A 22851-nucleotide genomic window follows, 5' to 3' on the forward strand; every position below is an offset into this window, starting at 1 on the left:
TTACGAAATAATTCCTTTATAATTGTTGTATAGTACTATATTATTCCGCATGTTCTTTCATTATTTTATCAAGTGCTTTAAGATAAGCATCTTTATTTTCCTTACTTAACTCATAAAGTGCATTATCCCAATTTTCCCCATCTACACCCGATAAATGTGGAGTACTTTTTAGTACAGCTTCTTGCATATTCGGTTTATCCTCTTTACTAGCGTCTTTAATAAGCTTTGTTGCTTTTCTTGCATCTGTAACCCCTACTTGTATGTCTTTGTGAATGTCTTTGTATTTAACAGGAACATTTATATATTCCATATTGTCTAAAATCTTATCCATCTTGATTGCTGTTTTTAAAATATCTTTTTCTTTTTCTTTGTCTTCCATAGCTTTCATCGAGTTTACTATGAATATCTTAAAAATATCACTCAAGCATTTGCCAACTACTCTAAGCAATCATGGAATATTGGCAAAATGGCTCAGATGAATAATCGTTTTTTAATTAGCCTGAGAAATAAGTTATTAAAATTAACACCCCAAGTAATGATTCAAAAACAAGCACAGCATGTCTATAATTTTGAAACCACAAAATAAACAAACTATAACGAAATTCTTAAAATCTGCACTTTCTTTGTGCAGATTTTTTCTTTTAACTAGTCAAATAGATAAAAAGTAATAGCTCTTAAAGTTTTTCTTATAATAATATCATCATCCTTTTTCATTTTAAGATATTTCTTTAAAAATCAAGCTACAGTAACATAGTTAGAATTTGTCAATAAAACTTAGATTTTTCAGAAATGTCTATAAATATTTTTTCAGTAAAATATAATCACCATCTCTGCTAAAATATGCTATTATACCTTTAGTATAATGTCCTATTTTTATCAAAGTAAAAATAGAGGAAATATGAACTACAAAAGGATGATGAATATGCAAAATATCCAACAATTATTCCAGAGCGAAGATGGAAATATCCAACAAAGAGAGAATTTTTTGTCCCTATTAGAGAAAATTGTTTCCTCATTAGATGAATTAAAGAACCCAAATAAGACAACTCTTGGTCCAATGAAAGAGCGATCTGCTAATTTTTATCAAGAGCTTATGCAAGAGCATCAAGTGCCAACAACTGGGATCGGACTAGATCAAGTTGTAAAAGAATTGACACATTTAATGCAAGGACACCCTTATCATACACGTAACTTTGTAACAAATGTTTTACCGATGGCAAGTATTCCTGGAGTGTTAGGACAGTTTACAAATGCGCTATTGAATGGCAATAATTTATGGGATGTTTATGGTCCTGCTGCTGCTGAGTGTGAGGTTAAAGTAGTAGCAATGATGTCTAAATTAGTAGGCTATGATTATACGAAAAGTTTTGGCTATACTACATGGGGTGGACAAGGTGCTGTTTTTAGTGGACTTCGTCTTGCCATTGCAAAACAATTCCCTCAAGCAAAAGAAGATGGTGTTCCTACTAATTTATATTGCTTTGCTTCAGAGAATGCCCATTACAGTCTTTTAAAATCAGTAGAAGCCGTGGGTATCGGCAGTAAACATTTAGTGCGTGTAAAAGCAGGTAAAGATCATTCGATGGATGTAGAAGACTTACGTGCACGTATGACAGACGTCATCGAAAATGGTGGTATTCCTGTCTATGTAGTAGCGACAACAGGTGCTACTGATCAATTTGGTATTGATGATGTCCAAGCTATCAAAGAAGTCACAACAACCCTTGAGAAGAAATACAACTTACAACCAGTACATATTCATGCTGATTCGGCTTTAGGTGGTTTTTATGCCTTCTTCAATGATTATGATTTTGATAAAAACCCACTCCAATTCGAGTCAGAGGTTTTACAAGGATTAGCACAAATCCATGAACGTATGCAACATCTAGCCATTGCGGATAGCCTATGCTTTGATTTCCAAAAGCTTGGCCAAACACCTTATTTAACTAGTCTATTCTTGATTAAGGAAGGTAAAAGTTTACAGCTACTAGATATTGAGGACTTTGATACGCCATATGTAGGCAATCGTGGTTATGGCTCTTATCATACTGGCTATACATTAGAATGCTCTCGTATGGGTAGCTCCATTGCAATTTTTGCTGCATTGCAGGCATTCGGTAAAGAAGGTTATCAACAATTATTAGCTAATTATGTACGTGTGAATTTAGCATTCCGTGCTCAATTAGCTGCGAAAACGCCAATGCTACAGGTGGTTAATGAATCCAATATTGGGCCAGTCACAGCGTTTCGTTTATATCCAGACGGCATGAATTGGCAAGCTGAACAAGCTGGTCACTATACACAAGACCAAATAGAACACATAAACGGTATCAATGCTTCATTCTTTGAAATTATTGGAGAAGGTCGAGACGAAGTATTCTTTGGTGACACAACGCGTGTTTGCACGGTTAGTACTAGTGATACAACACAACAAGTACCAGTTGCAGCGGCAAAATTTTTCTCTATCTCACCTTATACGGAGACAGAACATATCTCTAATATGATTCATTTCTTACAGCAAAAGCTTAAAGTACTGGAGGCGTCCCACATTGCGTATCGTCACTAAATTTAAGAGTTCTTTACTCTACAAATATATTGCCAGTTTCACCATTCCAATAGCGATTATTTCCTTGCTCTTTAGTATTGTGTTATTTGCCGTTTCTTACCGCATTATTGACAACTTTGTTATTAAACAATTTGAATCTACTTTAGAGATTACATCGACAACAATTTTTGAAGATATTGAGAAAAATGATGTAAAGGCAGCGGATAATGGTAGCCCTGACAAATACAAAAAGCTTTTAGATCAATTGAATGCAACGGTTAAAAAATATGATGTTGAAAACGCCTATATCCTTTCTAAAGCAAATGGTAAGGAACATATCGTCGCACTAAGTAATACCGACAATCATCAGCAAGATTATGTATTTAGTGAAGAAATGCATGAAGCCGTAGCTAGTGGTAACACACAAACAAGTGATATTTATAAGGATGAATATGGTATCCATAAATCCATTTTTATCCCATTTAAAGATACAGATATTATTTTCGGTTTAGATATGGATGCTTCCTTCATTTCTAAGCTTCAAACGGAAACACTTTGGATTTGTATTATTTTAACGATTGTATTTGTAATTTTTGGTATAATCGTTGCTTACTTTATTAGTGTAGGCATTACGAAGCCAATTAAAAAAATGACGCGTTATGTTGGTCAAGTTGCACGGGGAGATTTGGCTGTTGAACCTCTTCACATAAAAGGTGCCAATGAAATTGCCCAGCTTTCATCAGGTATTGAAAACATGACGGAAGATTTACGTTCGTTAATTAAACAAATCGCTCAAAATGCTGAACAAGTGGCCGCAATGTCGGAGGAATTAACAGCAAGCTCTGAACAGACAAGTGCATCCATTCAGCAAATAACCTCTTCTATGCAAGAGGTTGCAGCGGGTTCAGAAAAGCAAACTTCTTCGATTGAAGAAGTGGATAGTCATATTACAACCATCTCTAACAAAATGTCAGAGGTAGTGACAAGTGTAACCGATGTAACAGATAAGGCATTCCAAGCATCTGCTATATCAGAAAAAGGCAACACAACAATCCAAGATGCTACTGAAAAAATGGCCGTAACATCTCAGGCTATTCAAGAGTCAGCAGCTGTAGTAGAACGTTTAAGCACATACACAAATGAAATTGGGGATATTGTGACATTGATTACCCAAATTACAGATCAAACGAATTTACTTGCATTAAATGCTTCGATTGAGGCAGCGCGTGCAGGCGAACACGGTAAAGGCTTTGCAGTTGTAGCGGAGGAAGTCCGTAAATTAGCCGATCAATCTTTAGAGGCAACTAACAGTATTCGTACACGCATTGAAACGATTAAAGAAGAATCTGCACAAGCCGTCAAATCAATGGCTATCAGTAGCAGTAATCTTGCCGAAAGCTCAACAACATTCAATGCATCCGGAGAGGCATTTGCAGAAATTTATACCCAAGTCACTGCACTGACGAGAGAAATGGACCATGTCAATAACGTGATGTCCAATATCAATGAAGGTGTTAGCAGTATTGCTAGTTCTGTTGAACAAGTGGGGGTCGTAGCTGTTCAAGCTTCAGGCAATATTCAAAACGTAGCTGCTGCCTCTGAGGAGCAATCTGCAAGTATCGAAGAAATAACAGCTTCCTCAAATAACTTAGCTGAAATGGCTCAACAGCTCCGCAATATCATTCAAAAATTCCAGTTATAAAAATAACAAATCCGCTATGCACATTTTCGGCATAGCGGATTCTTCTTTCCATAAAAACTCTCCTACCAAAATGGTAAAAGTTTAGGCAATAATATTTTTCACAACTTTTGAAATAACGGCACCTTCAGCCTGACCTGTCAGCAATGGTTTTGCAATTTTCATGGCTTCTCCCATGTTCATTCCTTTTCCAACACCCGCTGCCACTAATTTCTCTGCAATTTCTTCTTCTGATAATTGCTTTGGTAAAAAGGATCTCAAAAGTGTCAATTTGGCTTCCTCTTTTTCAATCAGGTCTGCTCGCCCAGCCGTTTGTGCACCTTCTAAAGCCTGATTTGTTTGTTTGACCTCTCGATTAATAATAGCTATTTCTTCGTCAGCTGTTAAAGCCTCTCCCTTTTCTTTTTCAGCTGAATCTAATGCTGACTTTAAAAGAGATAATACACCCTTCGCTAACGTATCTTTTTCTCTCATTGCCGTTTTTAATTGTTCAAATACTTCTGTTTTTAACAATGATCTCACTCCTTCTAACCGTCTATATCAAAAAAATTATATCATAAAAATCATGAAGGATTATAGTTCGTTGCATCTGCTAACTTTACTTTATAGTGTAATATTCCCTTTAACTCACCTTCATAAGAAAAAATGCCTTGCTGAATTAATTGACGCAGACGATAGTCAATCCATTCAGCCTCTCTAAATTCTTCCATATTCCCCAGTACCTCTCCAATTAACCTAGCTGCAACTTCGTAATGAATTTCCTCTTGTTCTTCCTGTAAACGTTTAGCACAGGTAATGATCAAGTCATCCTCTCTATCCTCATTATTATTTCCCCAAAGTTCATGATATTTCCATGTATGTATGCAATCGTAATCATCCATTAACAGATTTAGCCCTTCTTTGCATAGGGAGTGCCTCAATGCTTCTTTTAATGGCCATCTTTGGAAATGTTCAAAAAAGTAAAGTAAATCCTCTGTGCTGACCTCTCCAGTCGATCTTGGATAATGATCCTCTGCTAACTGTGGTAAAGTATATAACTCATGAAATAACTGAAAAGTATCTAATACATAGATATCATTTGTTTTCTGTTCGAGCATCGCCAAGACGAGTCGAAGCCCTATTTGCTCATGAGCATTTTGACAAGTCCAAATCAGTATATCCTGATGAGGGGGGATATTTTTAATTTTCTCTATTGCTTCCTTCATCTCCCGCTCACATATGATCAATCCATCATCTTCTATTAGATAGCGCTGTTCCAACCATTGAAAACGAGCTTCAATTCCGTCCCTTGTATGTACATCTTTTAAAGGACCAACAGAAAAATTACCTGGCACAACAATAATCTCCTCGGACTTAGCATAGTCAGGATTACGAAAGGCTGCTTTCAAGCTCCCCCCAGGTGAATGACCGAATACAATATGCACTGTTTGTACCGTTGAAGCATCCCGCTCCTCAGCTTGCTGTAATAAAAACTGTAACATGCTATCTCTTGACTGTTCATTTATTAAAGTTAAAAGAAGCATCGACTTCGCATCAGCTTCACTCAATCGTTGTATTGACTGTTTTAGTTGGTTGATCTTCTCCATCATCTGTACTCCTTTATTTAAAAACACCTAACCTTATCATACCTCTTTATTACCTCAAATTACTAATTTAGTTAGTTTTAAAGATATGTTACTACTATTGCTAGTGAATTCTTTAATCTGGGCGGAGGCTCACTTCTTTTGAGCGACTTGCTCACTTTTTGGAGCAGGACAATGTATGAACTATATTCTCCAGAGCTAAAAACACTCATGTCCCTATAAAAAAACATACTACACGTAGTAGCTCAACTACGACGGTAGTATGTTATTTAATCAACATTCGTTAAAAATACTTTTCCTTTTTTAGTTCCCTCAACAGCATCGATTGCCTTATGGATATCCAATAATGGAAAACGAGCATGTACATTCATCATTTTTAAGGAGCCATCCTGTACAAGGTGTATAAGTTGTTGCATCGTTTGTTGCCATTTTTCAATTGACGTCTGACGTTGCCAATGGCGTAAATGAAACATCCTCGCTTGTACCTTTGCTTCCTTCACAATGTTTGTCCAATTTACCTGAATACCCGATAAAAGACCAATAGCTAAAAAAATACCCTCGGGCTTTACGCAGAAGGCAAGCTGATTGCCAGCCTCTCCACCAATCGAATCAATTGCTGCATCTGCTCCCCTACCATTTGTTAATGCCATAACGGTTTCGTAAAGTGGCATATGAGAGGTATCAATGACAAAAGCTGCACCAAGTTGCAGTAATTCTTCAGTATGCTGATTACTTCGTGTCACAGCAATAAGTTGATAGCCTAGCAATTTCGCAAGTTGAGCATAGAGATGTCCAATGGCAGAGCCACAAGCATTTACTAATAAGACATCGTTTGATTGTAAATTAAGTACCTCTGAGCATGTTACGAAGGCTGTAATTGGATTAATATACATTTGTGCTGCTGTAAAATCATCCATCGTGTCAGGAATAGTCACTGCAAAATCTGCTTGCGTTTTCACTACTTCCTGCCAAGTTCCCTCTCCCCGTAACGGTAATACGCGCTGACCAATAATCTTTGGTGAAACAAGCAGTCCAACAGCTTCTATTATTCCTACTCCCTCATAGCCAGGGATAGTTGGTAAAGTGATTCTATGAGCATATTTCCCCCATATTGGTATTAAATCTGAGGGATTAATCGGTCTGGCTAGCATGCGAACAAGAATTTCTTGACCTTGAGGAGGCTCGATTGTTTTATTCTCTAGCCTTACAACCTCTTGCGGATTTCCAAATTCATAAATTTTTAGGCATTTTGCTTTCAACGATCCTAGCTCCTTTATTCATTCTGTATAGAACAACATCATACCAGGAGCATCTATTTCACGTTCCTTAAATCCAAGCTTCTGATAGAAAGGTTGTTTACCTTTGGCACAAAATAATTGAACCCATTTTATATTTTCTTTCTGACATTGCTCTAAAAGAGCATCCATCACCATTGTGCCAACTCCTTTTCGTTGATAATCAGGATGCACCATCACATCACAGATAAATGTTTGATAGATACCATCAGAGATAATACGTCCATAGCCAATTAGATTGCCTTCATCATATATAGATGTACTGAACCAGCTATTACAAATAGCCTTGTATAATTGTTCATACGTATACTGCCCTTTTGCATTCCAGCCAGTTGTTTGGTGCAATGCTTTATACGAGTCTATCGTCGGATTTGTTTCTTTGATTATATACATATAACACCCTTCTTATTTTGAATAAATATACAAAATAACATATATTTAATCAACAATAAATTTATGATGTTAGAGTTGCAGAAGCTTTAATTGCCCTTCTTCATCCATATTTAATTGTAAAGCTTCGTCTATTTCAATACTAATCGGGCTGATAACTGCTTTCTTATCGGAAAAATACCACAGACGTCCACTCGGTCCTAATAGGATATTGGCTCCGTCTTCATAGTTTCCTAGAAAATTAAGGCCATCCAGTTGAATTTCCTTGTTTGCTATAGGGTTTATAGCATACTTCTTTAATTTTTCAGCAATTGTTTGAATGTCATCTGACGTTAAATTGATTTCTCCAATATGTAACACTTGCTCTACAGAAAAATTAACTTCAGCATGTTTCGGATTTATTTCCTGTCTTGCAATAAGCTCTACTATATTGCCTTCTGGATCGTAGAAATAGCATGCATATGCTTTTAAAAACTCAAAATAGACTTCATCCTGCCCCTCTGAATCCAGCAAGCCTACATGCTCTTCTGCCCAAATCTTTGCCTGTTGAAATAAGTTACTAGGAATATTTAATGCAAAATGATACTGCTTTGGCATTTTAGAAGGCATCTTTTCAAATGTCATCCTGCTTTCTCCCACGGCTATTGTAAAATAGTCAGCTGTTCTTTCTAACAAAGTAAAACCTAACAAATCAACATAAAATTGCTCCATTTTTTGCATATCATGAACATATAATTTTACCTTCGTAATCTTCATCTTTAAGCACCCCTTTACACTCCCTACTATACAAGTAGCTGATTAGAATGGCTTCATGCAAAAGAATGAAGTTTACTTTCGTATAGTTAGAGAAGCTCTCGATCTCCCCTGCTATTTGGCTGCGATATTACGAGGAATTCTACATCTTCTTGTGAATCGTTTCGCATTTGATGTGGTAAATTTGGAGGTACTTCAATTCCCTCATGTTGCTTTAACTCAATTCTTTGGTCATTCAGTTCTATTGTAGCTGTGCCTGAAAGAACAAAGAAAAACTGCTGTGCATGATGGTGATAATGATTTACCTCAGCTGTTTGAGCAGGCATCCGCTCATGTATCACACTAAGCTCCCTATTTTGTACAAGATGCCAGCCATCACACTGTGCTCCCCATTGATAATGTTGTGCTAATGCTTTGTTAATTTTCATCCTTACACTTCCTTCCCTGCTTTAGAGGAGGGATATCCATCATTCTTGTTAACTTCCCTCATCCAATAAATTCAGCTAAGCTAATTTTCCTTTTTTGAAAATCTGCACGGATAGCCTGTAACTCAGCTTCTAACTTTAAGGCACCTGCTTCAACTCCCCTATAAATTACTAGCGGGGGCTGTTCTAAAGCCTTTCTCGCTTGTGAATAATCATAAGATAATAATTTTTTTAGCAACAATAATGTCTTTAGTTTATCTTTTCCTTCCCCAGTAATAGTTAGTTCATAGTACGCTACAGAACTTTCTTCAGGCAACATTTCTTCTAAACTAGGTGGAATCAGTACACTTTCAAGGAACAAAATTAAATTGTCATAAGCCATTGAAAAATGCCAATTGCCTGTCCCATGGGGAGCGGTAAAAACAGCCGTATCACCTCTTGATAGATCCAGACAATAGGGATCGCCTTCATCTGTGGCAATGACTAAATAATCATGTGGCCAATCCTCAATCATCTCATCTGTCACTGGATTATAATTATAGCCCTCCTGCCCACGTATTAAATCTCTTGCGCCATAGATATTTAGATTAATATAATCACCTGTAGCCCATGTAACCCTTTCAACAACATAATGTCTCAAAAAATAAACATACTCTGCTGGCAATGACCACCCACCATCCACAAATTGGCTAATATCCTCTTCTGATTGATGATAAAAAACCATGGGATAGGCTGACTCCCGCTCCTGAAGCTCATCAATACAATCACGCATTTGCTGTAATATTGCATCGAGTTTCTTTTCTAAATCTTTCAATGGAATTCTCTCCTTTTGATGACCAAGTGTCTTTCTTGCATTTTAACATACCCCATCATTAACCAAATAAGGGGAACATGTTATAATCATTAAAATAGACTGGTAGTATGCATAACGTGAACAAAAATAACGGATGGGAGCGATCTGTCATGCAACATACGAATGAACAGATAATACAGCAAGCCAACACGGAATTTTTGAAAGCACTTCGCTATTTAGATTATGGCAAGGTAAAACAAGGGGAAGCATGTCTCAAACAAGCCACCCATTTGGCAAATCTGCTGAATGACCATATCACATTTATTCGTGCTGCCATTTGTTATGGAGAGTTGCTATGGCACGCTGAAAAATATGATGCCTCCGATCATTGGTTACAGCTGGCACTTGATCGATTGACCGCAGTACAGCAAGATATAAATGACTTACTAGATGTGGATGTGCAACGAGTTCGATCCCTACTAAACCACCAACGACATCCATTATAAGGAGCAAGCAATCATGCAATTACTTATTAGACGTCCAGAACAGTCGGACATCCAGGCGTTACACGAATTCTTTGATCTTGTCATTCGGGATACTTATAAAAAAGAAGGAATTGCCGAGCTAGTGGACGATCAACAGGATGAATGGGAAACGAAAAAACAGTATGTAGCAATGGACTTAGAAAGCCAGGGCAAAAAAAGATTTTTCTGGTTAGCTTTAAATGAAGAAACCAATGACATAATAGGCACTATCGAATGCGGTGCAGCCAACGAAATCATTCAACAAACAATCAAAGAGGAACTATTCAATTGTCTAGAAATCGGTACCGTTTTTGTTCATCCTAACTATCAAAATCGTGGGATCGGCACCATGCTACTACAGAAAATGCTCCTAACGTTAGAAAATCGAAGGGTTCCTAGTTTTTGTTTAGATAGTGGATATAAACAAGCGCAAATGATCTGGCAGAAGAAATTTGGACAGCCTGATTTTGTCCTTGAAAACTATTGGGGAGCAAATAGTCACCATATGATATGGAAACGAACACTACCTTTTCGAATATAGAAGTAAAAAATGCTCTATCAGATTACACAAGAACCTCTATGTAAAAAACAAATCTTTAGTCAATAACATGCTTTATGCATACAATATAAAACACTTTCCCAAATGATTTACAGGGTGTTATTAGGAATTACACATAAGGTTCGTGGTTTAGGGTATGACAAATTACAATGAATACTCAGTATGATTTCCACTTAGCTTTCAAGTGTTACCATCTGATGAAAATATCCTAATAAAAATTTACGGGACTCTCGATATGTGGGATAAGACTCTAAAAAAGACTTTGGATCAGTATGATGATTGGTAAGCAATAAAGAGATTATAAATGCTAATACTTATTATGTTTGGAGGGGAATGAAATGTTAAAATTCATTGATGATTTAGCGGGTGCGGTTTTCGATGTTTTTATGTTGTTTTGTTATTTCTTTGCAGGCGTAATAATTGTAGGAGTCCCCATTTTTTTATTAGCTAAGTTTTTCCTATTGTTTCACTAAATTTCAAACAGGTTGGTCGCACTATAAAAGGAATCACTATAAATAGTGATTCCTTTTATGACGAATACACTCAATATTAGGCTAAATATTTTGTTGCTAGTTCTCAGGTACTTATGGGCGAGACAATGCTATTATTTAATAAATTTATCATAGAACCGTTTGAGCATCGTTGCCATTTGTTGTCTTGTGAGTGTATCTGTAGGATTCATACACTTGCCATCGCCTCGTATAACTCCCTCTTCAATGGCCCACTCCCAATCTTCTTTATGTGCTGGTGATACCATAGCATTTGATTTTATCCCAACTAATAACTCTTTCATTTCAGTAAGTTCCTGTTTTAGTTGTTTGTTTTCTTTCTGTAATTCTTCATACTGAGACAATGATATTTCCTTCTTCTTATCAGTATCTGTGAACCAGGATAAAGACTTAGATCCATTTAATTGGTTTAAATCTACAGTTCCTTTAATACCTGCTACAATCCCTTTGTCTGTGTACTGCCATAAGTCACAAGCAAAGTTTGGCTTTAGTCCAGGTGAGCTAGAGCCACTATAGCGAGGAATCCATAGGAAATCATAATTTTTAACGGTATCCATCAGATAAGGTTTGTAAAAATGATGGCCTGTATATAGCCCGACTTTTACAGCCTTACTTTTTAAATAATCAATAAACACCTGTGTGCCTTGTACGATTTTTTGGACACTAGCACCAAAGCTTTCTTCGATATCTACAACATAAAATAGCGGATTATAGTTTTTTGCTCTGTTATAGAAGTCTTTTGCTTGTTCCAATGCCTCAGTACCATTTTTAAAGGTAACATAAATATAAACACCAAAAGGTACCTTGTACTTAATACATGCTTCTATATTTTGAACGTATTTACGGTCAATTGTGCTTGTACCATATTGTGTGCGGATGATAGCCAAATCAACATCTTTAACCGCTTCAGACCAATCAATATCTCCTTGATGATGTGAAATGTCTATGATATAACTCATACAATTTTCTCCTCCCTAAAAATAGTAAATAAATTATGAATAGCGACAAACCCATTGCTTCAAGCATTATTTAGAATCATTCATTAAATAAAGTTATGTAGATTATTTTAGTCCTTATAGATTCTTCATTTACCGATTTTTAGTGGTCAGATAATTAAAAAGACAGAGCACATTTCACATAGTCGAATTAACTCTAAAAAAATAGCGGCTTTATATCAAATATTTACTTTGTAATTAAGTGCTAATTCATCCCCAGGTAACCCTCTTATTCCCCAATTATGTTTAGGCGTTTCAAAAATTGTAATTTCAACATCTTGAGGTGAAATATTTAATTTGTTATTTATGCGTTCAAATAGTAGCTTTACTAATTGTTTTTTAGCTTGAATCGTTCTACCTTCAAACATACTAATTTCTATTATTGTATATGATTCAGTTCTTTCACTTGCAAAATAAAAATCCTCTTTGTCCATAGGAAAAAAGCGATGAAATTTCTTATCTAATGGATATTCAAGTGCGTCCACCATACAAGAATGGATAATATTCGATAATGTTTCCTTAATGGGATTTAACCTTCTCTTAACACCATAAATTTTAATTTGTCCCAACGACCTCTCACCTTTCTTGACTTACTAATCTAAACTCAACTACCAAATACTGTTCTATAACGATATTATAAAATTCTTCAACATGACCATCAAGCTAATTCTATGCTTGGTTTCATTTAAACAATCACCCAATTTATTCATGAAACAAATGTGAACTATTTAAACCAACAATTCCAAAATAATAACTCTACTTAACTGTGACCATAATTAACTGCAATACGCTGCAAGCTCAGGTAGAAACAGTTATCCAAATAGTACACATTCTGTTGTTCCAATCTGATAAAGAAATAGATATAAAATATATTATTGTTGATGACAAACTAACGTTTGAAGTTGTGGGTGCCTATATACCTTAAAGCTCCAGGAAATGAAAGAGAGAGTGAGAGAAGCTCAGGACATACTGTTGCTTCGTTAGTTTCTACACCACTACATTTAAATAAATGAAAAGGAAGAACCTTAAATTACTAAAAATTAACTACTCAATTTTAAATGAGCACCTCATCTTTACTATTCAATTTCAAAAATGACCCAAACTTTATATCTACCTTCAATACTATTTTCTGTATAAACTCTACACTCTTTTATAGAAGCTAATCTAAAAGCAAGCGAATAGGCTATTTTGTAATCTGGTGTATCATATCCGTTATAAATTCTTCCATATATTTCATTTGCAATTGAATCTGCCCAGGTGTCAGCTTCATATAGAGTATCGAAAAGTATTTCTTCTCTGTTCCATTTAATAGTCATTTCATAAACTCCTACGTAGTAATAGAAATAATCTAGATGAATGTATTGTTAGGAATTTGAATTCCATATTTCAAAGCAAGTAGCTACGGATCGTTTCGTAAAATCTTTAAATTGCACTTTGCAAATAATTTGATTTTTCCGAAAATTAAAGAGATTGCAATTACAAAGGGATATTAATATAAAATTATATGAAAGTACTATAAAATTATTTCTAATATTGAGAAAGGTGGAAGTAATATGATTTCAATATACAAATCATTCATATTAGCGGTGGTAATAGGGTTATACGTATATATAGCCAGTAAAAGTGAAAATAGCGTGCTTCTAAATTTTGTCATACTTTATATGATAATTTCAATAGTTTATTTATTATTTAGAAAGATTGAAAAAGAAAAAAGTAAGGAAAAATAACTTAATTAAAAGTAGGAGATTCGAGACCTTTGAAAAGATTCACTGTAAACTATCTGAAAAAAAAGCAGAGGATAGTAGCCAAAACAAAAAATGCCCAAGTATTCAATTAAAAACAAGTAACTGGGCATTATTATGACTAATTACTATGTTGTGTATGTATTATACCATTTTGAAGAGTTAAATAATGGTTTTTTTGGAATCAAAGGAAGCACCAAATTTTATTCCGAAGTTCCTCTTTTTTATATGCATTTATCATATTACCGATTACCTTTTCCAACACAATTTTCAATAAGCTCGCAGAAATGCTCATTATATTTTTCTATAGGTCATGTTTCTTCTCTCAACACGGTGACATGAAGGTGGAAGAAAACATTGAAGTCCCCCACAACAGAGTGGTCTTAATTGGCAGGTTTCTAAACATCATTTCCATGAATAATTCAAGATTTTTATCAAATTCTTTTATTAATTTATGACCTCTTTAAAGCCTATTCGATGTATGATAAGACGATAGCCAGAGTATCCTTCTTCGTCTAGAAACTCCTCAAATTCTCCATAGACAATTATAGGTGTATTGTTTTTATAAGCGTTCTGCATGTTTCTGATAATTTTTTCTTTCACGTCAGGGTTAGCGCTCTGAAAGTGACAATTTATAAGCTCAGAGTATTTACTTAGATAAAAAGATAGAGTGCCATCACTATGTTTTTCGAGTCCATCTGGAGGATTACCGGCTGTCCACAATAAAGTTTTACGCATTGCATAATAAGCTTTCTCCATTCCTAATTCTGTAAGCATGACATTAATATATGTATCTTGCTCCTCAAAAGTAGAGTCCAGCTCTAACGTATCAAGACGTATTTCTCCTACGTTGTCATAATTTTCAAAACTAGAATCTTCTCCGTCTAAAATGTCCGACTCTTTAAGTTCTACTACAGTTGATTGATTTTCTCCGATAGCAGTATGCTCAGGTGGTGGAATCATATAAACTGAGCCGCCCCGTTCCTCTATTCTTTCTTTCGCTGCCTCCAGGCTGTCCTCACTGAACATAGACTCTACTAGTTCTTGCGTATGAATTTCCTTTTCAACTTCGCCCATAGACTCTTCTTCTGTCTCTGAACTACACCCTGCAATAATTACAAATAAAAGTGCGACAATTGTTATAATAACGCTTTGTATTTTCATATTACATACTCCTCCCTCTAGTTCAATTTTGTTCGAACTCTTTTAATAATACCTCAAATAAAGTTTATTTGGATAACTATTTCCATTTATTATAAAAGCCAATTCTCCAAATTAGGTCTATTTATATTTTTTGGAAGACTATCACTTATATTTAATCAATTATAAAAAGGTACTGAACGTTTTTTATATGGGGTTTCTTTTATATGAAATGCATGATTAGACTTCATATTAGACCGCTCCCCAGCCTTGCTATAGGTTTGATGGGGAAAAATTTAAGACCACCCATTTTGGAGTGGTCTTTTATGGTGTATTTAATTAAAGCATTCCGTTAGTTGAATAAGTAAATCTGTTTTACGTAGGAATCCCAATCTTTATTATCAGTATTTATTTCAATTGTAGGTATGATTGAATTTTCAGCTTGACTCCTATACTCTTGTTGTTGGTCTAATAATAATTCACACGCTAATTTCATTTCTTGCATGGTTTTCCCTTCCCATTCATTGGGATTTCTACTACTTATTCTTTCCTCTAAATTCTCTGGTGATACAGTTAACAAAGTACATCTTGCTCCCATTCCAAGTAACTGGGCTTCTAATTCCTTAATGTCATCTGATATTGAATGAGAAAATGCTACTCGATGATTTAAATGAAACCTTTCCAAAATAAAGAATAAGCCTTTTGAACGTTGAGTTTGTCCAATTTCTCTTGACCAATTATTTAACATTTTCAACATCGTGACTCTTTCTCTTAAGACTTGTAAGTGTTCCTCTCGACTTAACGACTTTAATTCACCATTTACTTTGTGTAATACTTGCGAATAATGCTCACTGAGAACTATGACACTACGTTCGGCATCATCACTTGCGTGAAGTTGTTTCAACGCTTTTAAGACTGATGTTTTTCCAGCATTCGAATAGCCTTCTAAGATTATCCCTCTAAAATCACTCATTTTCTCCCCCTAATTAATGTAATCTCTATCTAAATAAGGACTGTAGAATTATTTACGGTTGTTAAACTAACCTGCTCCGTTTGCCATCCATGTAACACAAAATCAATACAACACCATAGAAAATGTAAGATTTTCACGTTCTTTCATTGGAGTTTAACAACACTTCTTTCTTTATGTATGACTCTCTGAAAAACAAAAATAACGGTAATGCCAGCGATAAACCAACTGTAAACAAAGTTAATAGACATATCCACTTTTCTTTAATGTTATACTTTCTTGACTCATTAAACATAAAGATTATAAAAACAAAGCATGAAATAAAAAAGTCAACAGCGAAGAAGGTCGATATCGAGTTTGCAAATAATAAATCTACTAATAACCCTAAATCAAATCCGTTTTTGTTCAAGAATTGCACCAAAAAATAATACGGGAATACTGTGCCGATAATCGCAAATAACAAGTACACTTTTCTCATTTAAATTAAACTTCCCCTCTTTATATGATTTTCACAAATAATATACTTCTTAATTAAACTCTTTCAGTTTAATCATACCTCATAAAAAATAATTTAAATATAAATATAAATATTTCCATTTACCATTCCAACCAATTGTCTTTTAACTATTCCTAAATGGTTAAATGATGCTGCTGAAAATGAAAATATAAATTTCTCTCAATTACTTCAGTTCGTCATAAAAGAACGCTTAGGAATCATTAGAAAAGAACAATAAACAAAAAAAGACCAGGTACTCACTTTCAAATGAGCGCCTGGTCTTTATTTTGGTAACTGATTAAAAATTATTCAACTTTTATATTAAAGGCTTTATTATGTTCTATTTGTTAAATATCCTACTACATTGATTTTTATTATAAACTCAAAAGCTATTTGCCTCTGATATTAGGGTCTCTACAAATTCGTTAATTTGCTCCATTTTCACTTTTAAACATAGTGCAGGCCCAGTTTCTGATGCACTATGATTATTTCTCTCCCCAGCATCTAACACAAAAATTAGTCTATAATAAGGTTCCCATTCGTCTCTTTCATGTTCAGGTACTTGAAGAAAACCATGTCCAGGGTAATAATAAGAACCAAATAGTGGGATATGATAAATACATAAACCAGGATCATGGGCCTCTAACATACTTAGATGTTTAGTATCAATTTGTCTTAGATCTTCTAATAATTTAAAAAAGTCTCTACTCATACAAACTATTTCAGAACTTATTTCAGGAAAACTATGACCTGATCGAAATAGAATATTAAATTTCACACTAGATTCATTAACTAAAACTAAATTTATTTCAACTTCACAATTAGGTTGATCACTATAATCTTTTAATAAAGCCATAATTTAAACCCCTTTACACTATTAGCAATAGTTATATTAACTAAATTACAACAATCCACAGTGACTATACCATGAATTGTTGTAATGTTATATATGAATTACCTTTATACTGGATCTCCCGTAGTGCTTTTTTTACTTAATATCTCCTTTGTACTGCCAATTGCTTTTTAACCGTTTCAATTTCTTTTCTTTTTGATTATATACTGTATCGATAACATCAGTATTTTTATTAAGTAGGACTGCATAATTTGATTCTATGTTTGTAAAAAAAAACCATTACCAATTAAGGTAACCGGCCCCTACTGTTAAGCGCTACTTTGTGCAATGATAATTTCTAATCCTTTTAAATCTCCATTTACACTGCGGGTTGCGTGTAGGAGGAGTTTGTGGACTTGAATGGAAACACATAAATTTTGAAGAAATGACATTGGAGGTTGAACAACAATTAGTTGGTATTAAAGTTGAAAATGGGAAAGCACAATGGCAACCTAGACCTCCAAAATCAAAGGCTGGTTATCGAACAATTCCATTTGGTAATATGCTCGCAGAAATGCTAAAACGTATTAAAAAAGCACAAATAGAAAATCGTTTAAAATATAGTAAGTTTTATCAAAAGGATTCTGAACATGATTATGTATGTAAAAAAAATGGCGAACATTGTACGCCAAGTATAATTAAATATAATACTAGAAAAATAAGCGAAAAGTTAAATATTAGTTTTAACTATCATTCCTTACGCCACACACATGCTACAACTTTAATCGAAAATGGTACATCTGTTAAAACAGTACAAAAAAGATTAGGACATAGTCGAGCTACTGTAACAGAAGATCGCTATGTCCACCTCACTGAGAAAATGGCTAGAGATGCTGCGAACATCTTTGACTCATTTGCTCAAGATATATAAGAAAAGAATTTCTAACTTATTTTTTTATGGTGGGGAATTGGTGGGAAACCCCACCAAATTGATATAAAATCAATTATTAAAAACCCCTATAAACCCTGTTATATCAATATTACTTCGAATCATCCATCTTCAGCACAGCCATGAATGCCTCTTGAGGGACTTCGACTGAGCCTACTTGTTTCATACGTTTTTTACCTTCTTTTTGTTTATCAAGAAGTTTTCGTTTACGGGAAATATCTCCACCATAACATTTCGCTAATACGTTTTTACGGATGGCTTTAATTGTTGAACGCGCCACGATTTTTTGTCCAACTGCTGCTTGAATTGGTACTTCAAATTGTTGGCGTGGGATTAATTCTTTTAATTTTTCTACGATGATTTTACCTCGATCGTAGGCAAAGTCACGGTGTACGATAAAGCTTAGGGCATCGACTTGCTCACCATTTAATAAAATATCCATTTTCACTAATTTCGATGGCTGGTAACCAATAAGTTCATAGTCGAATGATGCATAGCCCTTTGTATTTGATTTTAAATAGTCAAAGAAATCATAGACAATTTCTGATAATGGCATTTCATAAATAATACTTACACGCGATGTATCAATATAATCCATCGTCATGAAATTACCACGCTTCATTTGACAAAGTTCCATAACCGCTCCCACATAATCATTTGGTACCATGATTGTTGCTTTCACATATGGTTCCTCAACACGATCGATTTTTTGAGGGTCTGGCATAAAGGATGGATTATCGACTTTCAGCTCAGTACCATCTGTCATATGAACATTGTAAATTACGGAAGGTGCTGTTGTAATTAAGTCGATATTAAATTCACGCTCAATACGCTCCTGAATAATTTCCATATGTAGTAATCCTAAGAATCCACAGCGGAAACCAAAACCAAGTGCTTGCGATGTCTCTGGCTCATATTGTAGAGCAGAATCATTTAACTCTAGCTTTTCTAACGCTTCACGTAAATCGTTGTATTTGGCTGTATCAATTGGATACAAACCACAGTAGACCATTGGGTTCAAACGGCGATAACCAGCTAATGGCTCAGCTGCAGGACGATTTGCATAGGTTACAGTATCCCCTACACGTGTGTCCCCTACATTTTTGATAGATGCGGTTAAATAACCTACATCACCCACTGTTAACTCAGCCTGTGGCACAACTTTTGGTGTATGTACCCCAACTTCAATAACTTCGAATTCCGCACCTGTTGCCATCATACGAATTTTATCGCCAGGCTTGACAGTACCATTGATGACACGAATCGAAATGATAACACCTTTATAGGCATCATAAACAGAGTCAAAAATTAAAGCTTGTAGTGGTGCATCTGGATCACCAGTTGGCGCTGGTACCTTCTCTACGATTTGCTCTAGAATATCCTCGATACCAATACCTGCTTTCGCAGAAGCTAATACTGCTTCAGAGGCATCTAATCCAATAACATCTTCTACTTCTTGACGTACACGTTCAGGGTCAGCTGCAGGTAAATCAATTTTATTGATTACAGGTAAAATTTCTAAATCATTGTCTAGTGCTAAGTAAACATTTGCTAGTGTTTGTGCTTCAATACCTTGTGCTGCGTCCACAACTAATATGGCACCCTCACAAGCAGCTAAACTACGTGATACTTCATATGTGAAATCGACGTGTCCTGGTGTGTCGATTAAATGAAATGTATACACTTCGCCGTCTTTTGCTTCGTACTTTAATTGAACTGCATTTAACTTAATTGTAATGCCTCGCTCACGCTCTAAATCCATTGAGTCGAGGAGCTGTGCCTTCATCTCACGGGAAGTTAAAGATTTTGTTTGCTCTAAAATACGGTCAGCAAGCGTTGATTTCCCATGGTCAATATGTGCAATAATAGAGAAATTTCGTATATTCTCTTGTCGTTTTAAACGTGCTTCTCGGTTCATCTTTTCCACTCCTAATTAAACTATAATGAATTATACTATGAACATAACGCAAAGTACAACAGCAACTAGACTTGAAAGCCTATAATATCAATACTTTCAGTGTTTCATGTCGTTTTTAAATTTTACAGTATTAAGTATATAAATGCAGACAAATCAGCTATAGTAGTACTCGATGTGTAGCAGTGGAAATGAAAATGCGTCTACTCGACATGAGGAGAGATTCGATGGATGAATCTTCGCCTGATCAACCAAGAAAAGCACGCTATCTCCAAAAGATATCATCATCCATATTGCTAAAAAGCGTAAACACAATCCCATTTTTATAAACCTAAACTATGATTAGTAAAAGAAAGAATGGACATCGCACCATCTTCCACATAATGGAACAGATCAAATATCAAGCTTACCATACAGGAACAACTAATAGAATAAATATAGGTAGAGCAAATAGCTCCCTTTCTAAGATATAGAAAAAGTCAGCTACGCAGATAAAACTGTGTATACTGACCTTTTTTATTTTATTTATTTAAGGATTGTTGAATGAGCTTTGTTAAAACTTCTATCCCTTTTTTCTCTAAATGTACACCGTCAGGGGCAAAGTATTCAGGGTGATTGATTGCTGCTACATGCCAGTCAATTAGTGTTATTCGCTCATGTTCCTGTGCTTTTTGCAGTAAAGCTTCATTCACCTTTGCTTCCCAAGATCGCGGCACACGTGTATTCACTAAATAAATATCGGCATTTGAAAAAGCTTCAAGGAGTGCATCCATTTGGTCAGTCGTAAAATAACCATTTGTCCCCAATTGAAGAATGACTGCATGATTAGGTTGATTAAAACTTGCATAATTTGGTGCAAGTTTTACAGCTTGCGAAACTTGACGGCCTATTTTTCCATCGATTGTAATAGTCGGATACATATTATGTAAGCTCGGTGCAATATCAATCATTAGGGAGTCACCAATGGCTAGTATGCCACGATAAAACTCATCCTTTTCAGGCTCTATAATGGTGTTATTTTCTTCTTGCTTAGGTGTTTCTATCTTTTGAACATCCTCTACTCCCTCATCCTTACTTTGAGAAGGCTTGTCGGTAGAGGCTTCAGCTTGTTTGTCCTGCTTGTTCAGATTGGCTGTAGGCTCTTCGCCATTAATTTTTATCGTTGTTGGCAGCGTTTTAGATGAGTTTTGCTGACTTTCACCCACTACACCTGTCATGCCTGTGAAAAATACAAGCAGAAAAAGAGGAACCATAACCGTTGATATTTTTCGTGGAAAAGTAAGGCTTCCCCACTTGTTTTTATTACAAATCAGATATTTTTGACAATAAACTCGGAACCCTTCTTTCCGGATGGGCATCTCAATGAAGCGATAGGATAGCTCTGCAATCATCAGGATTAGTAAAAGCTGCAGGAATATTCGCCAATAGGAAGGATTACCAATTTCATGAATGGGTGTCCCTAAAACCATGACAGGATAATGCCATAGATAAATGCCGTAGGAACGAGAGCCTATCCAACATAATGGCTTCCATGCTAATATTTTTCCTAGTATGCTGACCGGATGAGAAATACATGCAATCAAAACGGCAGCATTCAAGCAAAATAAAAACATGCCTCCTCTATAAAGAAAGGATTGATATTCATCCACATACACTATGCTTACTAAAAAAATAGTAAGTGCAATGAAACTCATAATATTTAGTTTCTTCACATGGTTCGCTGATAATTTTTGAGAAGATAGTCGTTTCATTGGCCAAACAAGTGCTAGCCAACAGCCTATTAATAATTCAAAACAACGTGTGTCCGTTCCATAATAAACACGACTAGGATCAGCGCCTGGCTGATAGAGTAACGCCATTACGAATGCTGAACAAAGGGCACCACAAAAGATGATATTTGCTAGTTTATTTTGTTTTTTAACAACAAAAAGTCCAATCATTAAGAGCAATGGCCATATCAAGTAAAATTGTTCTTCAATAGCTAATGACCATAGGTTTTTTAAAGGTGATGGAGAACCGAAACTATCAAAATAAGAGAGTTTATGAAAAATGAACCACCAATTACTTGAATAAAAAATGGAGGACAATGCATCCCCGCGCAAAGTATGGAGAAGCTCTTTATGAAAGAGCATTGCCCAAACAAATGATGTAACAATCATAACGTAGGCAGCTGGTAGTAGCCTTCTAAATCGTCCCACCCAAAATTTCTTTAGGCTGACTGTTAATTGATTGCCCTTTAAAGGTAAGATGGTAGAGGTGATTAAATAGCCCGATAATACAAAGAAGATATCTACTCCTAAAAAGCCACCTCTAGCCCAACTGAAGTTAAAATGATAAGCAATAACTGCTAATACAGCCAATGCTCGAATCCCGTCTAGTCCAGGAATATAACGATGATTTAATGACTTGCCTGACATACTATTCCTTCCTTCAATAATCTCTCAATTTCGTTTCGGTATAATGTGTTGGTTTTTTCTAGCTGTACAAAGTAGAAGTCAATCTAAAAGCGCTGTCACAATCTGTAATAACCGCACACGGCTTTGGTTAAATGATGTTAGTTACATCCAAATGCTACAAGGAGTATCGCTTTTTGAAGGTATTCCCTTCTGCATCAAGATAAAACCTGTTGTCACGTAATAGAACCTTTTGGATTGATAACCATCCCCTCTCTATTATTTTTGCTTATTCACTTATATGTTTGACGATTGAAATACGATAAAAGTTTGAGAGAAAAATG

General features: G+C 35.3%; 22 protein-coding genes and 2 pseudogenes. 7 read left to right on the forward strand and 17 right to left on the reverse strand.

The features are described 5' to 3' along the window. Window positions 1-40 precede the first annotated feature (40 nt). Window positions 41-376: pseudogene (locus BFM98_RS02595) on the reverse strand (hypothetical protein); the annotation flags it as partial. 546 nt (window positions 377-922) lie between these two features. On the opposite strand from BFM98_RS02595, the gene BFM98_RS02600 reads away from it, so the two are divergent. Both BFM98_RS02600 and BFM98_RS02605 read left to right on the forward strand, forming a co-directional pair. Continuing rightward, entirely contained in the window at window positions 923-2566 is a 1644-nt protein-coding gene (locus BFM98_RS02600) for a pyridoxal phosphate-dependent decarboxylase family protein (RefSeq protein ID WP_066036454.1), read from the forward strand. After that, on the forward strand, window positions 2550-4247 hold the full coding sequence (locus tag BFM98_RS02605; RefSeq protein ID WP_066036455.1) for a methyl-accepting chemotaxis protein: 1698 nt from the start codon (window positions 2550-2552) through the stop codon (window positions 4245-4247). The genes BFM98_RS02600 and BFM98_RS02605 overlap by 17 nt, the downstream gene beginning before the upstream one ends. An 81-nt stretch (window positions 4248-4328) precedes the next feature. Here the strand turns inward: BFM98_RS02605 and BFM98_RS02610 are convergent, their stop codons facing one another. The 7 genes from BFM98_RS02610 to BFM98_RS02640 all read right to left on the reverse strand — a co-directional run bounded on the left by BFM98_RS02610 (window position 4329) and on the right by BFM98_RS02640 (window position 9504). Continuing rightward, window positions 4329-4757 (reverse strand): GatB/YqeY domain-containing protein, encoded by a 429-nt coding sequence (locus tag BFM98_RS02610; protein ID WP_048392170.1) that lies wholly within the window; start codon window positions 4755-4757, stop codon window positions 4329-4331. 50 nt (window positions 4758-4807) lie between these two features. Next, on the reverse strand, window positions 4808-5830 hold the full coding sequence (locus BFM98_RS02615) for a DUF1835 domain-containing protein (protein ID WP_066036456.1): 1023 nt from the start codon (window positions 5828-5830) through the stop codon (window positions 4808-4810). A 266-nt stretch (window positions 5831-6096) separates the two neighbouring features. Beyond that, window positions 6097-7086, reverse strand: a complete 990-nt coding sequence (locus BFM98_RS02620) for a zinc-dependent alcohol dehydrogenase family protein (protein ID WP_066036457.1) — start codon at window positions 7084-7086, stop codon at window positions 6097-6099. Between the two features lie 18 nt (window positions 7087-7104). Next, a complete protein-coding gene (locus BFM98_RS02625; protein ID WP_036076278.1) occupies window positions 7105-7515 on the reverse strand; it encodes a GNAT family N-acetyltransferase in 411 nt (136 codons plus the stop codon). 69 nt (window positions 7516-7584) lie between these two features. After that, window positions 7585-8268, reverse strand: a complete 684-nt coding sequence (locus tag BFM98_RS02630; protein WP_036076277.1) for a VOC family protein — start codon at window positions 8266-8268, stop codon at window positions 7585-7587. An 86-nt stretch (window positions 8269-8354) separates the two neighbouring features. Then, entirely contained in the window at window positions 8355-8693 is a 339-nt protein-coding gene (locus BFM98_RS02635) for a cupin domain-containing protein (protein WP_054550083.1), read from the reverse strand. Between the two features lie 58 nt (window positions 8694-8751). Beyond that, window positions 8752-9504, reverse strand: a complete 753-nt coding sequence (locus BFM98_RS02640) for an SMI1/KNR4 family protein (protein ID WP_066036458.1) — start codon at window positions 9502-9504, stop codon at window positions 8752-8754. Between the two features lie 149 nt (window positions 9505-9653). On the opposite strand from BFM98_RS02640, the gene BFM98_RS02645 reads away from it, so the two are divergent. The 3 genes from BFM98_RS02645 (at window position 9654) to BFM98_RS24380 (ending at window position 11039) form a co-directional block, all read left to right on the forward strand. Beyond that, window positions 9654-9989 carry a hypothetical protein gene (locus tag BFM98_RS02645; protein ID WP_066036459.1) on the forward strand — a complete coding sequence of 112 codons (336 nt, stop codon included), beginning with the start codon at window positions 9654-9656 and terminating at the stop codon, window positions 9987-9989. Between the two features lie 13 nt (window positions 9990-10002). Then, the gene (locus BFM98_RS02650; protein WP_066036460.1) at window positions 10003-10548 is read left to right on the forward strand and encodes a GNAT family N-acetyltransferase; all 546 of its coding nucleotides are present in this window, start codon (window positions 10003-10005) and stop codon (window positions 10546-10548) included. A 356-nt stretch (window positions 10549-10904) separates the two neighbouring features. Beyond that, complete coding sequence (locus BFM98_RS24380; protein ID WP_004226973.1) at window positions 10905-11039, forward strand: hypothetical protein; 135 nt, start codon at window positions 10905-10907, stop codon at window positions 11037-11039. A 131-nt stretch (window positions 11040-11170) separates the two neighbouring features. Here BFM98_RS24380 and BFM98_RS02655 read toward each other — a convergent pair whose 3' ends face one another. From BFM98_RS02655 to BFM98_RS23265, 6 genes are all read right to left on the reverse strand, one after another. Further along, a complete protein-coding gene (locus BFM98_RS02655) occupies window positions 11171-12034 on the reverse strand; it encodes a GH25 family lysozyme (RefSeq protein ID WP_066036461.1) in 864 nt (287 codons plus the stop codon). A gap of 215 nt (window positions 12035-12249) precedes the next feature. Continuing rightward, window positions 12250-12639 carry a tautomerase family protein gene (locus BFM98_RS02660; protein ID WP_066036462.1) on the reverse strand — a complete coding sequence of 130 codons (390 nt, stop codon included), beginning with the start codon at window positions 12637-12639 and terminating at the stop codon, window positions 12250-12252. A gap of 507 nt (window positions 12640-13146) precedes the next feature. Further along, entirely contained in the window at window positions 13147-13386 is a 240-nt protein-coding gene (locus BFM98_RS02665; protein WP_036076270.1) for a hypothetical protein, read from the reverse strand. Window positions 13387-14259: 873 nt separating this feature from the next. After that, a complete protein-coding gene (locus BFM98_RS02670; RefSeq protein WP_048392161.1) occupies window positions 14260-14976 on the reverse strand; it encodes a hypothetical protein in 717 nt (238 codons plus the stop codon). A gap of 328 nt (window positions 14977-15304) precedes the next feature. Continuing rightward, window positions 15305-15925 carry an AAA family ATPase gene (locus BFM98_RS02675; protein WP_066036463.1) on the reverse strand — a complete coding sequence of 207 codons (621 nt, stop codon included), beginning with the start codon at window positions 15923-15925 and terminating at the stop codon, window positions 15305-15307. Window positions 15926-16058: 133 nt separating this feature from the next. Beyond that, window positions 16059-16400, reverse strand: coding sequence for a DUF2834 domain-containing protein (locus BFM98_RS23265; RefSeq protein ID WP_081011009.1), 342 nt, complete (start codon window positions 16398-16400; stop codon window positions 16059-16061). A 142-nt stretch (window positions 16401-16542) separates the two neighbouring features. Here BFM98_RS23265 and BFM98_RS24205 point away from each other — a divergent pair. Next, window positions 16543-16656, forward strand: a pseudogene (locus tag BFM98_RS24205) (type II toxin-antitoxin system HicB family antitoxin); the annotation flags it as partial. A 144-nt stretch (window positions 16657-16800) separates the two neighbouring features. Here the strand turns inward: BFM98_RS24205 and BFM98_RS02685 are convergent. Continuing rightward, the gene (locus BFM98_RS02685; RefSeq protein ID WP_066036464.1) at window positions 16801-17274 is read right to left on the reverse strand and encodes a hypothetical protein; all 474 of its coding nucleotides are present in this window, start codon (window positions 17272-17274) and stop codon (window positions 16801-16803) included. Between the two features lie 337 nt (window positions 17275-17611). Here BFM98_RS02685 and BFM98_RS02690 point away from each other — a divergent pair, with 337 nt between their 5' ends. Then, the gene (locus BFM98_RS02690; protein ID WP_083225216.1) at window positions 17612-18181 is read left to right on the forward strand and encodes a site-specific integrase; all 570 of its coding nucleotides are present in this window, start codon (window positions 17612-17614) and stop codon (window positions 18179-18181) included. A gap of 109 nt (window positions 18182-18290) precedes the next feature. On the opposite strand, the gene lepA is transcribed toward BFM98_RS02690, so the two are convergent. Both lepA and BFM98_RS02700 read right to left on the reverse strand, forming a co-directional pair. Continuing rightward, the gene (lepA, locus tag BFM98_RS02695) at window positions 18291-20117 is read right to left on the reverse strand and encodes a translation elongation factor 4 (RefSeq protein WP_004226914.1); all 1827 of its coding nucleotides are present in this window, start codon (window positions 20115-20117) and stop codon (window positions 18291-18293) included. 518 nt (window positions 20118-20635) lie between these two features. Beyond that, the gene (locus tag BFM98_RS02700; RefSeq protein WP_066036466.1) at window positions 20636-22531 is read right to left on the reverse strand and encodes an acyltransferase family protein; all 1896 of its coding nucleotides are present in this window, start codon (window positions 22529-22531) and stop codon (window positions 20636-20638) included. Window positions 22532-22851 lie beyond the last annotated feature (320 nt).

The organism is Lysinibacillus sp. AR18-8, from assembly GCF_001705465.1.
Lineage (GTDB): Bacteria > Bacillota > Bacilli > Bacillales_A > Planococcaceae > Lysinibacillus > Lysinibacillus capsici.

Bases quoted from the DNA above. Each gene is read 5' to 3' on its own strand.
- BFM98_RS02600 (WP_066036454.1), top strand. From the start codon at position 923: ATGCAAAATATCCAACAATTATTCCAGAGCGAAGATGGAAATATCCAA.
- BFM98_RS02615 (WP_066036456.1), bottom strand. From the start codon at position 5,830: ATGGAGAAGATCAACCAACTAAAACAGTCAATACAACGATTGAGTGAA.
- BFM98_RS02625 (WP_036076278.1), bottom strand. From the start codon at position 7,515: ATGTATATAATCAAAGAAACAAATCCGACGATAGACTCGTATAAAGCA.
- BFM98_RS02630 (WP_036076277.1), bottom strand. From the start codon at position 8,268: ATGAAGATTACGAAGGTAAAATTATATGTTCATGATATGCAAAAAATG.
- BFM98_RS02635 (WP_054550083.1), bottom strand. From the start codon at position 8,693: ATGAAAATTAACAAAGCATTAGCACAACATTATCAATGGGGAGCACAG.
- BFM98_RS02645 (WP_066036459.1), top strand. From the start codon at position 9,654: ATGCAACATACGAATGAACAGATAATACAGCAAGCCAACACGGAATTT.
- BFM98_RS02650 (WP_066036460.1), top strand. From the start codon at position 10,003: ATGCAATTACTTATTAGACGTCCAGAACAGTCGGACATCCAGGCGTTA.
- BFM98_RS24380 (WP_004226973.1), top strand. From the start codon at position 10,905: ATGTTAAAATTCATTGATGATTTAGCGGGTGCGGTTTTCGATGTTTTT.
- BFM98_RS02655 (WP_066036461.1), bottom strand. From the start codon at position 12,034: ATGAGTTATATCATAGACATTTCACATCATCAAGGAGATATTGATTGG.
- BFM98_RS02665 (WP_036076270.1), bottom strand. From the start codon at position 13,386: ATGACTATTAAATGGAACAGAGAAGAAATACTTTTCGATACTCTATAT.
- BFM98_RS02670 (WP_048392161.1), bottom strand. From the start codon at position 14,976: ATGAAAATACAAAGCGTTATTATAACAATTGTCGCACTTTTATTTGTA.
- BFM98_RS02675 (WP_066036463.1), bottom strand. From the start codon at position 15,925: ATGAGTGATTTTAGAGGGATAATCTTAGAAGGCTATTCGAATGCTGGA.
- BFM98_RS23265 (WP_081011009.1), bottom strand. From the start codon at position 16,400: ATGAGAAAAGTGTACTTGTTATTTGCGATTATCGGCACAGTATTCCCG.
- BFM98_RS02685 (WP_066036464.1), bottom strand. From the start codon at position 17,274: ATGGCTTTATTAAAAGATTATAGTGATCAACCTAATTGTGAAGTTGAA.
- lepA (WP_004226914.1), bottom strand. From the start codon at position 20,117: ATGAACCGAGAAGCACGTTTAAAACGACAAGAGAATATACGAAATTTC.
- BFM98_RS02700 (WP_066036466.1), bottom strand. From the start codon at position 22,531: ATGTCAGGCAAGTCATTAAATCATCGTTATATTCCTGGACTAGACGGG.